Annotated in this window: 12 protein-coding genes, 1 tRNA gene and 1 riboswitch; of the genes, 3 read left to right on the plus strand and 10 right to left on the minus strand. The window is 69.0% G+C overall.

The genetic code is table 11. The annotated features are described in order from the left end of the window. Positions 1 to 23: 23 nt before the first annotated feature. From OG474_RS40490 to cmk, 7 genes are all read right to left on the minus strand, one after another. Positions 24 to 1,241 (minus strand): MFS transporter, encoded by a 1,218-nt coding sequence (locus OG474_RS40490; RefSeq protein ID WP_405058963.1) that lies wholly within the window; start codon positions 1,239 to 1,241, stop codon positions 24 to 26. Positions 1,242 to 1,285: 44 nt separating this feature from the next. Then, positions 1,286 to 2,092, minus strand: coding sequence for a group I intron-associated PD-(D/E)XK endonuclease (locus OG474_RS40495; protein WP_405064665.1), 807 nt, complete (start codon positions 2,090 to 2,092; stop codon positions 1,286 to 1,288). Between the two features lie 26 nt (positions 2,093 to 2,118). Then, positions 2,119 to 2,192 (minus strand) — tRNA-Pro (locus OG474_RS40500). 55 nt (positions 2,193 to 2,247) lie between these two features. Next, positions 2,248 to 4,545: an exo-alpha-sialidase gene (locus OG474_RS40505; protein ID WP_405058964.1), complete on the minus strand. Its 2,298-nt coding sequence runs from the start codon at positions 4,543 to 4,545 to the stop codon at positions 2,248 to 2,250. 117 nt (positions 4,546 to 4,662) lie between these two features. Continuing rightward, positions 4,663 to 6,039, minus strand: a complete 1,377-nt coding sequence (gene der / locus OG474_RS40510) for a ribosome biogenesis GTPase Der (RefSeq protein WP_405058965.1) — start codon at positions 6,037 to 6,039, stop codon at positions 4,663 to 4,665. Next, positions 6,032 to 6,760, minus strand: coding sequence for a lysophospholipid acyltransferase family protein (locus tag OG474_RS40515; RefSeq protein WP_405058966.1), 729 nt, complete (start codon positions 6,758 to 6,760; stop codon positions 6,032 to 6,034). The genes der and OG474_RS40515 overlap by 8 nt, the downstream gene beginning before the upstream one ends. Next, positions 6,757 to 7,425 carry a (d)CMP kinase gene (cmk, locus tag OG474_RS40520; RefSeq protein WP_405058967.1) on the minus strand — a complete coding sequence of 223 codons (669 nt, stop codon included), beginning with the start codon at positions 7,423 to 7,425 and terminating at the stop codon, positions 6,757 to 6,759. The genes OG474_RS40515 and cmk overlap by 4 nt, the downstream gene beginning before the upstream one ends. 66 nt (positions 7,426 to 7,491) lie before the next feature. On the opposite strand from cmk, the gene OG474_RS40525 reads away from it, so the two are divergent. The 3 genes from OG474_RS40525 (at position 7,492) to OG474_RS40535 (ending at position 10,355) form a co-directional block, all read left to right on the plus strand. Further along, positions 7,492 to 8,358 carry a LysR family transcriptional regulator gene (locus OG474_RS40525; RefSeq protein WP_405058968.1) on the plus strand — a complete coding sequence of 289 codons (867 nt, stop codon included), beginning with the start codon at positions 7,492 to 7,494 and terminating at the stop codon, positions 8,356 to 8,358. A 69-nt stretch (positions 8,359 to 8,427) separates the two neighbouring features. After that, on the plus strand, positions 8,428 to 9,483 hold the full coding sequence (locus OG474_RS40530) for a tartrate dehydrogenase (protein WP_405058969.1): 1,056 nt from the start codon (positions 8,428 to 8,430) through the stop codon (positions 9,481 to 9,483). Then, entirely contained in the window at positions 9,480 to 10,355 is an 876-nt protein-coding gene (locus OG474_RS40535; protein WP_405058970.1) for an alpha/beta fold hydrolase, read from the plus strand. The genes OG474_RS40530 and OG474_RS40535 overlap by 4 nt, the downstream gene beginning before the upstream one ends. Here the strand turns inward: OG474_RS40535 and OG474_RS40540 are convergent. Genes OG474_RS40540 through OG474_RS40550 form a run of 3 tightly spaced genes read right to left on the minus strand, consistent with a single transcriptional unit; the run spans position 10,352 to position 12,695 of the window. Beyond that, positions 10,352 to 11,416 carry a prephenate dehydrogenase gene (locus OG474_RS40540; protein ID WP_405058971.1) on the minus strand — a complete coding sequence of 355 codons (1,065 nt, stop codon included), beginning with the start codon at positions 11,414 to 11,416 and terminating at the stop codon, positions 10,352 to 10,354. The genes OG474_RS40535 and OG474_RS40540 overlap by 4 nt on opposite strands. Beyond that, positions 11,413 to 11,781: a chorismate mutase gene (aroH, locus tag OG474_RS40545; RefSeq protein ID WP_405058972.1), complete on the minus strand. Its 369-nt coding sequence runs from the start codon at positions 11,779 to 11,781 to the stop codon at positions 11,413 to 11,415. The genes OG474_RS40540 and aroH overlap by 4 nt, the downstream gene beginning before the upstream one ends. A gap of 41 nt (positions 11,782 to 11,822) precedes the next feature. Continuing rightward, entirely contained in the window at positions 11,823 to 12,695 is an 873-nt protein-coding gene (locus tag OG474_RS40550) for a bifunctional 5,10-methylenetetrahydrofolate dehydrogenase/5,10-methenyltetrahydrofolate cyclohydrolase (RefSeq protein WP_405058973.1), read from the minus strand. Between the two features lie 23 nt (positions 12,696 to 12,718). Continuing rightward, a riboswitch (ZMP/ZTP riboswitch) is annotated at positions 12,719 to 12,824 on the minus strand. Positions 12,825 to 13,143 lie beyond the last annotated feature (319 nt).

Genomic DNA, 13,143 nt, shown 5'->3' on the forward strand with positions numbered 1-13,143 from the left:
GGGGGCACCGATCCGGTGCCCCCTCACCTGTCGGCGCCGAATTCGACGCGTCGCAGCGCCGGGACGAGCAGGGGCAGCAGCATCGCCACGGCCAGCAGTCCCCCACCGGTGACCGCGACAGCCGCCGTACCGAAGGCTGCGGCCAGGAACGGAACGGACAGTTGGCCGACCGGAATCGACGCGAACGACCCGAACTCGTCCCAGGCGCCGACGCGCGAGAGGAGTCGTTCGGGGATCTGCTGGTGACAGACCGTCGACCAGACGACGGTGAAGAACTCCGAGGCGACTCCGGCGGCGAATGCGGCCGCGGCCAACCACAAGACGTTCGCGCCGGTCCCGAGCAAGACCAGTGGCACGGCAGGCAGCGTCATCAGGGACAGCGCCCAGACCATCGGCCGTCGTACCGTCAGCTTCACCATCGCCAGGGTGGCCAGTAGCGCGCCGACCGCGCGGGCGCTCAGCACCAGGCCCCACCCTTGCGGGCCGATCGTGTCCGCGGCGATCACCGGACCGAGGATCTGCCAGACGCCTTGGTAGACGGCGTTCAGGACCGCGAAGGCCAGCGTCACCGACCAGATCCACGCGTTGGAGCTGAAGTAGCTCCAGCCTTCCCGCAGTTCGTCGAGCATGCTCGAGGAAGCCTCGGCGCGAGTCGGGCGGGCGGGAAGCGACATCCGGCCGAAGCAGAACGCCGCCACTACGAACGAGGCGGAGTCCGCGGCGATGGCCCAGCCGCCACCGACCGAGACCGTCAGGAATCCGGCCGCGGCCGGGCCGATCATCCTCGCGAGATTTCTGCTCGACGCCAGCAGCGAGTTCGCCACCTGGATGCCACGCCCGCCGGCGAGTTGCGGAACGATGCCGCGCATCGTCGGAGCGATCAGCGCCTGACACATGCCGTTGAGGGCCGCGAGCGGCAGCAAGAAGCCGGGGTCCTGGTGAGTCAGCAGGACGATCGCCACACCGGCCTGACTGATACCGGCACCGAGACTGGACCACCCCAGTACGACGTCGCGCCGGTAGCGATCGGCGACACCCCCGCCGAAGATCATGGCCGCGACCATCGGAACCATCGAAGCCGTCAGAACCGCGGACAGCCAGCCGACGCTGCCGGTGAGCTCCAGCACGCCGAACGCCAGCGCGACCGGCGCCATCGCACTGCCCGCGGCGGAGATCGACCACCCGGCAAAGAACCACCGGAACGGAGCCGACCGAAGCGGCCGCACATCCGGTTCAGGCACAGCCGTCAATACTGTCCGCTCCGGCACCACCCATCAAACGATTTTCACTGCAACAGGCTCGACGCATCCCCCACCCGATACGGCAGGTAGCTCTCGGCCGAGATCGAGATTCGCCCGGCCACCACCAAACTGGGGATGAGGTAGATGCTGCCGTCACCGAGCAGGATGAAGAACAGATCGATCGTGTCAGGGTCGTACGGCATCTTGCTCGCGGTCTTGTCGAGCGTATAGGGCCGGCGGCCAATGCCCACATGCCAATAGTTCTTCTTCTTGTTACGCGTAGCGCACGTCTTGACCTGAACCCGCTGAACGCCGTTGGAGGTTGTGACGAGCAAGTCGTACTCCTGCGGCTCTATCGGCAATGCGACCGCGCAGCCTCGCAGAGTGAACCAGGCCATGGCGACCGCGGAGGCCGCGTACCGCAAGGTCGTCAGCTGGACCGGGCGGTCGAAGAGCTCACCATCCGGCACCGGGTCTCGTGGACGTTCGAAATGGGTGAGGTCCAGGCCCAACCGAACCGCGTGACCCTTGACGGAAGTGCGGACCGTACCGTTGTCCAGAATCCCGAGTGCGCTGAGCAAGTCCGCCCAGCAGGTCGCCGCCGGCACGGCGGCCCGTAATTGGGCGTCGGACCACGGGCGCTGACCAGTGAAGTGAGCCGAGTCGAGACCGAGCCGCTCGGCGTGCCGCTTCAGGACCCGGATCGAGCCGGCGGATGTCCCTTTCAAACCGAGTGCTCTCGCCACGCCGCGCCAGGAGTGGCTGGTGCTGATGGCCGACCGCAGATCATCGTCGGTCCAGTTTCGTCGATCCCCCAGAGTGTTCATGAGCCCAAAACTAAAGAGGAGCACCGACAAAATCGGTGCCCCTCTTGGGGTCGGGCTGACAGGATTTGAACCTGCGCTCTTCTGGCCCCCAGCCAGACGCGTTACCAAGCTACGCCACAGCCCGCCGCTCGACTCCGAAGAAGCGAGCAGGAAGAACCTTACCCTATCCGGAGGGGTGGTTATGAACGGGGTGGGAGGGTGATGGTTCGGGACCAGATGGTGGAGGTGGTGGGCTTGTTGAGGCTCCAGTTGGCGCCTCGGTCGCCGAAGGTGAGGACGGTGGTGGGGCCGGTCTGGATGAGGGAGCCGTTGGCGGAGTTGCGGTAGTCGATGTAGGTCGGTGGGGCCCAGGTGGTGCCGTTGTCGGTGGAGACGGCGAGGGACTGGCCCGGGCGGCCGTAGTACAGGAGGACGCGGTTGTCGGGGAGGACGACGAGGCTGGGATAGACGCCGGTCATCGGTACGCCGTTGGTGGCGCGCATGACTGTAGGGGCCGTCCAGGTTTTGCCGTTGTCGGTGGAGCGCGCCTGGTACATGTTCAGGTAGGAGCCCATGCGCATGATTGCGATCAGGCTGCCGTCGGCGACCCGCGCGACGCCGGCCTCACAGAAGCCTTCGCCGTTGATGGTCCCGCTGTAGGCGATCGTGGATTGCGTCGTCCAGTTGATGCCGCCGTCGGTGGAGCGCAGCAGGAGCTGCCGGTAGCGGGTGTCGCCGTCGTAGTAGCCGTACCCCGATTGGTACAAAGTGCCGTCCGGGTCCTCGACGACGCTGTGGACGAGGACGAAGCCGCCCATCGTGCGGCCAGGCCGGCTGCTGGTCGAGCTGATCGGCTTCATCAGTACGGGAGTCGTCATCGCGCCGACGCGGACCGCGCTCCAGGTCTGGCCGCCGTCGTGAGAGACGGACGATTCGACGTCCGCGCTGCGGTTTCCGGTGCGCATGTAGGTGTGGTACGAAACCGCGAGCAGATCACCGTTGGCCAGCCGGGACAGCGCGTAGGACTGCGCGGTCGGCATCGGGTTGCGCGCGGGATCCGGTCGCCAGGTTGTGCCTTGGTCGGGTGACGTGGCGATGCGGGTGCCGTTGCTGGCGGTGACGTCCGGGTGTGCGGCGTAGGTCACCACGGCCTCAGAGCCGTTGTTGATCGCCGAATGCGGCATCTGCAGCAGATCGTTGTTCACCGAGTCGACCGTGACCGCGGGCCCGACCGCGACCGGCCCAGGCGCCGCAACATCGGGAGCCTGCAACGCTGACACATCGTCGATGAAGAGCTCGTCCCCAACCGGCGCGGTCCCATTGCTGGACACTTCGAAGGTTGTGAGGTCGGTGACCCGCCGCATCCCGATCGGCCCACCGGCCAATTGCCGGACGCCGTTCACCGACACCTGCGCCTCTTCCTGGTCTGCGGCAACCTTCACCGCGACCTGATTCCAAGCCCCGACCCGTACGGCGCCCGGCGCGCTCACGGTCGTCCAGAAGTTCCCGTCGTACCAGCGCAGGCTGCCGTCCGCACCGACCGCGATGTGGAACACGAGCCGCTGGTCGGCGAACCCTTCCATGTGACCCAGCAGCGAAATCTGAAAGCCTTGAGCGAGCGCGACCGGGTAGACCGCGAGCTTCAGGTCCACCCCGCGCTGCGGGACGACCGGGCACGAGATCACGGTCTGCTTGTCGGCGGCTCGATCGTTGAGCCGCAGCGACCGCGCTCCGGTGTTGGCGCGCAGCGTGCTGACCACCGCGGCTGCTTTGCCGGCAGGCGTGCTGCATCCGGCCGGTACGGCGTCAACCGGTTCGGACTCGAATCTGCGGCCGGCCGTGGTGCGCACGTCGTCGAAGAAGACCTTGTCGCCCTGCGGGACCGTGCCGTTGCTGGCGAACTGGTAGCTGGTCAGGTCGAGGACGGCCGCGGTTCCGGCGCGATTCGCCGTACCGACCACGGCGTCGTTCACCGTGACCTGTGCGGAGGCCGCTCCCCCGTCGATCCGGAAGGTGTTCCAGGCCCCGAGGTGAACGGTCCCAGCCGGGGCGAGCGGCGACCAGCTGGTGCCGTTGTACCACTGGATCGCGCCGTTGGACTGAACGTTCAGGTGGTAGATCACCCCGGCGGCGCCGCCTTGCCAGCGACCGAGCAGGCTGACCAGGAACCCGTTCGGAACGCTGGCCGGGTACGTCGCGAACGACAGCGACGTGCTCGGCGCAGCATCCAGCGGGCAAACGACCACCGTGTGTGACGAAGTCGACACGTCGTTGATGACGAGAGAACGAGCACTCGCGTTCACACCGCGTTCCGTGCTGACGGCAGCGGCGCCCTTCCCGGCAGGCGTCGTACAGCCGGAGGGGACGGCACCGACGGCCTCAACCTCGTACGAACGGGCGACGCCGACCACCTCGGCCGCCACCGCGGGAGCGGTGACGACCACCAGAGGTGCCGTCAGAACGGCAAGAGTGACGGCGACTTTGAGCGAGCGGAACACGGGCGGCCTCCGGAGAGCGTGTCGGACCAGACCACTCTGCCTGACAGCTCACCTACTTGCCCAGCTATTTGAGGCCGGTCCAAAGGCTGGTCAATCCAGCCCCGAAGGACCGCAGGCTCAGCGCTTCTGCTTCTTCCGGGGCCGGATCTGGACGTGCACCGGGCTTCCCACGAAGCCGAAGTCCTCGCGCAGCCGCCGCTCGATGAACCGCTGGTACGACGGCTCGATCGCGCCCGAGGTGAAGATCGCGAACGTCGGCGGCATCGTGGTCGCCTGGGTGCCGAACAGGATCTTCGGCTGCTTGCCGGAGCGGACCGGGTGCGGGTGCGCCGCGACCAGGCGGCCGAGGAAAGCGTTCAGCTGACCCGTCGGGACGCGCGTCTGCCAGCCCTCGAGCGCGGCCTCGATCGCCGGCACCAGCTTCTCCATGTGCCGCCCGGTCAGCGCGCTGATGTTCACCCGCGGCGCCCAGCGGAACTGGACCAGGTCCCGGTCGATCTCCTTCTCCAGGTAGTACCGCCGGTCCTCGTCGACCAGATCCCACTTGTTGTAGGCGATGACGAGGGCCTTGCCGGCCTCCTCCACCGAGTTCATGATCCGGATGTCCTGCTCGGTCATCGGCTCGGACGAGTCGACCACCACGACGACGACCTCGGCCCGCTCGATCGCGGCGTTGGTGCGCAGGGAGGCGTAGTACTCGTGGCCCTGGACGTTCTTCACCTTGCGGCGGATACCGGCGGTGTCGATGAACCGCCACTCCTTGCCGACCAGGGTGATCAGCTCGTCGACCGGGTCGACGGTCGTCCCGGCGATGTCGCTGACGACGACCCGGTCCTCCTTGGCGACCTTGTTCAGCAGGGAGGACTTGCCGACGTTCGGCTTGCCGACGATCGCGATCCGGCGCGGGCCACCGGTCGCGGCGTCGCGCTCCGGCGGCGCCTCGGGCAGCGCGGCCAGGACCGCGTCGAGCATGTCACCGGTCCCCCGGCCGTGCATGGCCGAGATCGGGAACGGCTCGCCGATGCCGAGCCCCCACAGCTTCATCGCCTCGGACTCGACGCGCTGGTCGTCGACCTTGTTCGCCGCGAGCACGACCGGCTTGCCGGACTTGCGCAGGACGCGGACGACGGCCTCGTCGGAGTCGGTGATGCCCACCGTCGCGTCGACCACGAACAGCACCGCGTCGGCGGCGTTGATCGCGACCTCGGCCTGGGCCGCGACCAGGGCGGCCATGCCGACCGCGTCCGGGTCCCAGCCGCCGGTGTCGACGACGGTGAAGCTCCGGCCGGCCCAGTCGGCGTCGTACGAGACGCGGTCCCGGGTGACGCCCGGGGTGTCCTCGACGACCGCCTCGCGGCGGCCGATGATGCGGTTGACGAGCGTGGACTTGCCCACATTCGGCCGGCCGACGATGGCGAGCACGGGAAGGGGACCAGAGTCCTCTTCGTCGTGCGTCGGCTCGGCGAAGTCGTAGCCCGTGGGCAGGTCAGTCATCAGGGTCCTTCTTGTCTGGCGCACCCGGGAGCGGGTGGCCGGTGGCTGCGACGGCGGCCTTGATATGGGCACGCAGCATGTCGCCGATCTGGTCGGCAACCGCCCGTACGTCGGAGTGCCGCCTAGGAAAGGATACTCGGTCAACCGTGAACGGTTCGCCGTACACCACGTCCACGCGGCTCCCGGCGGGCGGGAACCCCTCGATGTCGCCGCCCGGCAGCCGGGTCCCGAGCAGCGCGACCGGCAGGATCGGGGCCCCGGTCACCATCGCCAGGTACGCCGTACCGAGGTGGATCCGGCCGAAGTCCCCCGCGCCGCGGGTGCCCTCCGGGTAGATGTTCAGCACCCGGCCGTCCCGCAGCACCCGGATCGACTGGCGGATCGCGCGCGGGTCGTAGGACGTCCGCTCGATCGCGATCTGCCCGACCCGGCGCAGGAACCAGCCCTGCAGGCCGCCGAAGGCCTCGATCTTGGCCAGCTGATGGAGCATCCGGGGTGCGATCGCTCCCAGCAGCGGCCCGTCGAGCAGGCTCAGGTGGTTCGGCGTCATCAGCACCGGCCCGGTCCGCGGGAAGAGCTCCTCGTGGTGCACCCGCAGGTCGTATCTCCGCGCGAAGTACCGGCCGGCGACCGCCCGGACCGGGAGCGCCAGCCGATAGGGCATCGACGAGAGATCGTCGGTGCCCGGCAGTTCCTGCCGTCTGGTGAGCTCGGCTGTCACCCTGTCGAGGCCTCCTTCGCGAGTCTGCTGATCACGTCGATGACCTCCTCCAGGGAAAGATCGGTGGAATCGATGGTGACCGCGCCGTCCGACGCGACCTGGAACTCCGCCACGGTCGAGTCGTCCGCGTCCCGGCGGACGATCTGGTCCCGCAACTGCTCCGCGCTGACCGACCCCGCGGCCAGTTCAGCACCGCGACGGGCCAACCGGGCTTCCTGGTCGGCGGTCAGCAGCACCTTCAGCTCGGCGTCGGTCGCGACCACGGTGGCGATGTCGCGGCCCTCGACGACGATCCCGCCGGTGGGCTGGGCGTCGTCGATGATCTCGCGCTGGCGTCGGATCAACTCCTTGCGAACGTCGAGATTGGTCGCGATCTTGCTGACCCGCTCACTGATCCCGGGCTCGCGGATCGCCGCGGTGATGTCGGTCCCGTCCGCGATGACGAACTGGTGCAGCGGATCGGTGCTGAGCTCGAGCCGCAGCTCGCGGGCCCGCTCGGCGACGGCCGCGGTGTCGTCCAGGTCCAGCCCGTGCTCGATCGCCGACCACGTCACCGCCCGGTACGTCGCGCCCGTGTCCAGGAACCGCAGCCCCAGCCGGTCGGCCACACCCCGAGCGGTACTCGACTTACCGGACCCGCTCGGCCCGTCCACAGCGATGATCATGCCCAGAGAATATCCGCCGCCTCGGACATCCCCTGACCAACTAGCTGCGTGTGTGAAACTGCGAGGATGGATGCCCGGCACCTCCGCTACTTCCTGGCGGTGGTCGACCACGGCACCGTGAGCCGGGCGGCCGAGGCCCTGTACGTCGCTCAGCCGTCCCTCTCGCAGGCGATCCGGGCGCTCGAGCGGGAGCTCGGGACCGCGTTGTTCCTCCGGGTCGGCCGTCGGCTGGTGCTCACCTCGGCCGGCGAAGCCCTGATCGAACCAGCTCGCCAGGTGGTCCGCGGCCTGGAGAACGCAAAAGCCCAGGTCGACTCGGTCGCCGGCCTCCAGGCCGGGCGGGTCGAGATCGCCGCGATGCCCTCCCAGTCGGTCGACCCACTCGCCGGGATGATCAGCGCCGTCACCGCGCAGTACCCGGGCCTGACCGTCTCGGTCCGCGCCTCGTTCACGGTCGACGAGATCGTCGGCCAGGTCCGGGGTGGCGAGACCGAGCTTGGCCTGCTGGCGTCCGAGGAGCCGCTGGTGGCGAGCGGCATCGAGGTGCATCAGATCGGGCACCAACGGTTCGTGCTCGTTGCCCCGCCGGACGGTCCGTTCGCCGGACAGGACGCCGTACCGGCTTCGGCTCTGGCTGGTCAGCGGGTGATCGTCGGGCAGGTCGGCAGCGGGATGCGCCGGGTCGTGGACGAGATCCAGGCAAGCGGGGTCGAGCTGACCGAGGTTGTCGAGACCGAGCACCGGGAGATGATCCTGCCGCTCGTCCTGGCCGGGGTCGGGGTGACCGTGCTGACCGAGTCCTGGGCGCCGCTGGCTCGCCGGGCCGGCGCGCGGGTCCTCGAGCTCACCCCGCCACGCCACCTGCACCTCGCGCTGATTAGCCGACCGGGCCGGACGCCGGCCGCGAGCGCCTTCCTCGAAGCCGTCCTATAGCCACATGCGATCAGCCGCAGTGAATCCAGGTCTTGGACGCCGGCCTCGCCCAGATGGTGCGATCGGACCATGACCACGCACCGCATCGCACTCATCCCCGGCGACGGCATCGGCCAAGAGGTGACCCCCGCGGCCTGCCAGGTCCTGGACGCCGTCGGCAAGCGGCACGGCATCACCTTCGGGTACGACGAGTTCGACTGGTCCTGCCGCCGGTACGTCGAACTCGGCGCGATGATGCCGGCCGACGGACTCGACCAGATCCGCGGGCACGACGCGATCTTCCTCGGCGCGGTCGGCGATCCGTCGGTCCCCGACCACGTCTCACTGTGGGGTCTGCTGATCCCGATCCGGCGCGGCTTCCGCCAGTACGTGAACCTGCGCCCGGTGAAGGTCTTCGAGGGCGTCGAGAGCCCGGTACGGCGCGCTCGGGCGGGCGAGGTCGACCTGGTCGTCGTCCGGGAGAACAACGAGGGCGAGTACGGCGAGATCGGCGGCCGGCTGAATCGCGGGTTCCCCGAGGAGCTCGCCGTACAGGAGTCGGTCTTCACCCGGACCGGGATCACCCGGATCGCGGAGTACGCGTTCACCCTGGCCGCCGGCCGCCGCCGGCACGTGACGTCGGCGACCAAGTCGAACGGGATCATCCACACGATGCCGTTCTGGGACGAGGTCGTCGCGGAGACCGCGGGCCGGCATCCATCGGTCGCCTGGAACTCGGAGCACATCGACGCGCTCTGCGCGAAGGTCGTGCTGGACCCGGGCCGGTTCGACGTCATCGTCGGGTCGAATCTGTTCGGCGACATCCTCAGCGACCTGACCGCGGCCGTTGCCGGGAGCATCGGGATCGCGCCGGCCGCGAACCTCGACCCGTCGCGCGAGTTTCCGTCGATGTTCGAGCCGGTGCACGGTTCGGCGCCGGATATCGCGGGGCGCGGGATCGCGAATCCGCTCGGTGCCATCTGGACGGCCGCGATGCTGCTCGATCACCTGGAACACCCCGAGGCCGCCGACCAGATCAGGTCCGCGATGGCCGACGTACTGGCCAGGACCCCGATCCGGACGCCGGACCTCGGCGGAACCGCGACCACCGTGGAGTTCACCCGCGCCCTCCTGGAGTTCACATGACGATCCCGCTGCCCTTCAGCTACCAGAAGATCGATGCCGACGGCATCGAGATCAACTGCGCGGTCGCGGGTTCCGGACCGCCGCTCCTGCTGCTGCACGGCTACCCGCAGACCCACCTGATCTGGCATCACGTCGCGCCGCAACTCGCGGCCGACCACACCGTCGTACTGACGGACCTCCGTGGGTACGGCGATAGTGCGAAACCCGCGCCGACTTCCGGGGACCGCGAGTACTCCAAGCGGGCGATGGCCCACGACCAACTGCTCGTGATGAAGGCGCTCGGCTTCGAGCGGTTCGCCGTGGCCGGTCACGACCGCGGCGGCCGGGTCGCCCACCGCCTCGCCCTCGACGCGCCCGAGGCGGTCTCCGCACTGGCTGTGCTCGACATCGTGCCGACCCGGCACACCTTCGAGAACGCCGACCTCGCCTTCGGCCTCGGCTATTACCACTGGTTCTTCCTGGCCGCGGGCAACGGTATTCCCGAGCGCCTGATCGGCGGCGACCCCGAATTCTGGATCACCGCCCGGCTGAACGCCCGCCACGCCGGCGGCTCCCCCTTCGACCCCGCCGCGCTGGCCGACTACATCCGTTGCTTCTCCGACCCAGCCGCCATCGCCGCCTCCTGCTCCGACTACCGCGCCGCCGCCGGCATCGACCTCACCCACGACAACACAGACACCGGCCACCGGTTGGAGATGCCTCTGCTCGCGCTCTGGGGCCAACGCGGCTTCGTCGGCACGCATTACGACGTACTGAAAGTCTGGAACGAGTACGCCGCCGACGTCCGCGGCCACGCCCTCCCCTGCGACCACTACCTCCCCGAAGAACAACCGGAGCTAGTGGTCGAAGCGCTGCGGGACTTCTTCGCCTAGCGGTGGACTACCCAGCCTCGCTCAGTGAGGGTGTCGACCAGCTGGTCGTCGGAGCCTGGTTTGACGAGGAGCTCGACCTCACCGACGGGACGGCCGGGGCTGTGGTCGATGCGGAGGTCTTCGACGTTGGCACCGGACGCGGCCGCGTCGTTGAAGAGGCGGGCCAGCTGGCCCGGGCGGTCGGGGATGGTGACCAGGACGCTGACCAGGTCCATGTGCGGGGAGCCGTGCTTGCCGGGGACGCGGATGGCGCCGGAGACGCCGCGGGCGAGCATCGAGGTGAGTTCCTCGCCGGCCTCTTCCTTGCCTAGGGCAACGAGGACGCGGTCGAGTTCGTCGCGGATCTGCTCGAGCAGGCCGGTGAGGGCGACCGAGTTCGCCGAGACGATCTGGGTCCACAGGCCGGGGTCACCGGCGGCGATCCGGGTTACATCGCGAACGCCCTGGCCGGACAGTTGCAGGTGGGAGTTCGGCGCGTCGACCAGCGTGCCGGCCGCGAGCGACGACATCAGCTGCGGCAGATGCGAGACCCGGGCAACGGCCAGGTCGTGGTCCTCGACCGACAGCTCGACCGTTCGCGCACCACACGCCTCGGCGAGGCAGCGGACGAGCTCGACGGCCTCGGGCGAGCTGGTCTCATGCGGCGTGATCGCCCAGGTCGCGCCGTCGAACAGATCGGCGCGCGCGGCCAACGGCCCGTTGCGCTCCGAGCCTGCCATCGGGTGACCGCCGACGTACCGGGTCAGGTCCGCGGACAGCAACCGCGCATCCGTCAACGGCTTCGACTTCACGCTCGCCGCGTCCGTGACGATCGCGTCGGTCTGCGCGAGCTGCTCGGCGATCACCGCTCCGACATGATCCGGCGGTACGGCGACCACGACCAGCTGCGGCTCGATCTGGACCAGCCGCGACCCGGCACCGATCCGCTCGGCCATCAGCGCGTTGTCCGGGTTCGCGTCGACCAGCTCCACGACGACACCCAACCGCGCCAGCGCGAGGCCGATCGACGTACCGATCAGGCCGGCGCCGACAACGCGGACCGGGCCACGCAATTCGGTCACTGGGCGCCTGTCAGATCGGGACGGAGCGCGGACGCGCCGTGCAGGTAGACGTGCTGGATCTTGTCGCGGGAGCGCTCGGTCTCGGTGTGCACCATCATCCGCACCACCCGCGGCAGCGCGTGCGGTACGTCGATCTCCTGCATGCACATCAGCGGTACGTCGGTCAGCCCGATCTGCCGGCCGGCCACGGCGGGGAACTCCGCGTGCAGGTCCGGCGTGACGGTGAACAGGATGCTGATCAGATCAGCGCTGTCCAGATCGTTCGCCTCCAGAACAGCCTTCACCAGCTCGGCCGACCGCTCGAGCAGATGCCCGCGCTCGTCCGCGTCCAGCTGGGTGGCTCCCCGGATCGCCCGCACCGCCACGTCACGCCTCCTCGTCAAATCACCTTCGCAACGAATACAGCCTAGGCCAGACCAACCACAGGCTGGACAGCCGTCTCGGATTGGGCCTCCGCCGCGTCGACGGTCTGCTCCAGGAGCAGCGCGATGGTCATCGGCCCGACCCCGCCCGGAACCGGCGTGATCAGGCGCGCCACCTCGGACGCCTCGCCGAAGTGCACGTCGCCGACATTGCCTTCGTTGTACCCGGCATCGACCACGACCGCGCCCGGCTTCAGCCAGTCGCCCCGGACGAAGTTCGCCTTGCCGACCGCGGCGACCACGATGTCCGCCGTACGGACGATATCCGGCAGCCCGACGGTCCGCGAATGCGTGTAGGTCACGGTCGCATCCGATGCCAGCAGCAACATCCCGGCCGGCTTGCCGAGGATCGGGCTGCGGCCGATCACCACCGCGTGCGCCCCGGAGATCGGTACGTCGTACGCCTCGAGCAGCCGCATGATCCCGCCCGGCGTACACGACCGGAACCCGGGCTCGCCGAACGCCATCGCCGCGAACCCGTGCATGGTCACACCGTCGACGTCCTTGCGCGGGTCGATCGCCTCGAACGCCGCCCGCTCGTCGATGTGGCTCGGCACCGGGTGCTGCAGCAGAATGCCGTGCACCTCGGGATCGTTCGACAGCTCGGTCAGCGCAGCGACCAGCTCGTCGGTGGTAGTCGCGGCCGGCAGCACAACGCTGCGCGAACCGATCCCGGCCTTCTTGCTGCGGTTCTGCTTCATCCGCACGTACGTCGCGGACGCCGGATCGTCACCCACCAGCACCGTCGCGAGGCACGGCTGCACGCCGACGCTCTCCCGCAACTTCTCCGCCCGAACCCCCGCCCGCGCCACCATCTCGGCCGCGAGCTCGGTCCCAACCATCAATTCAGCAGTCATGCACGCACTCCTCCAGGCATCAAGTCCTATGCCCAGGCGCGCGGCAGAGCGTTCTCGCTCTCGAGCCGGCTGATCCGGCAGGCCGCTCCCCGGTGGTACCCCACCCCAACGCCAGTCACGACCCACCCCAACCCTACCCACCGCCGCCCACCCCGCCCAAAGAGCAGCCCACCCACCCTTGTGCACCGACGCCATCTTTGTGCACCGACCAACCATCCGCGGGCCCGCAGAACGGTTGGTGGATACCCAAAGATGCACTTCGTGCCCAAAGAGCAGCCGACCCACCTTTGCGCGGATCGCGGGCTGGGCCGGGGTGATGCGGTACGGCGCGGCGGGGGCGGGGTGATGCGGCACGGCGGGGCGGGGGTGATGCGGTACGGCGGGGTGGGGGGTGGGTGGGAGATCGCGGGCCTTGAGCACCGATCAACCGTCCAGGAGGCGCGCAAAT

The sequence above is a fragment of the Kribbella sp. NBC_01505 genome, from assembly GCF_045040285.1.
Taxonomy (GTDB): domain Bacteria; phylum Actinomycetota; class Actinomycetes; order Propionibacteriales; family Kribbellaceae; genus Kribbella.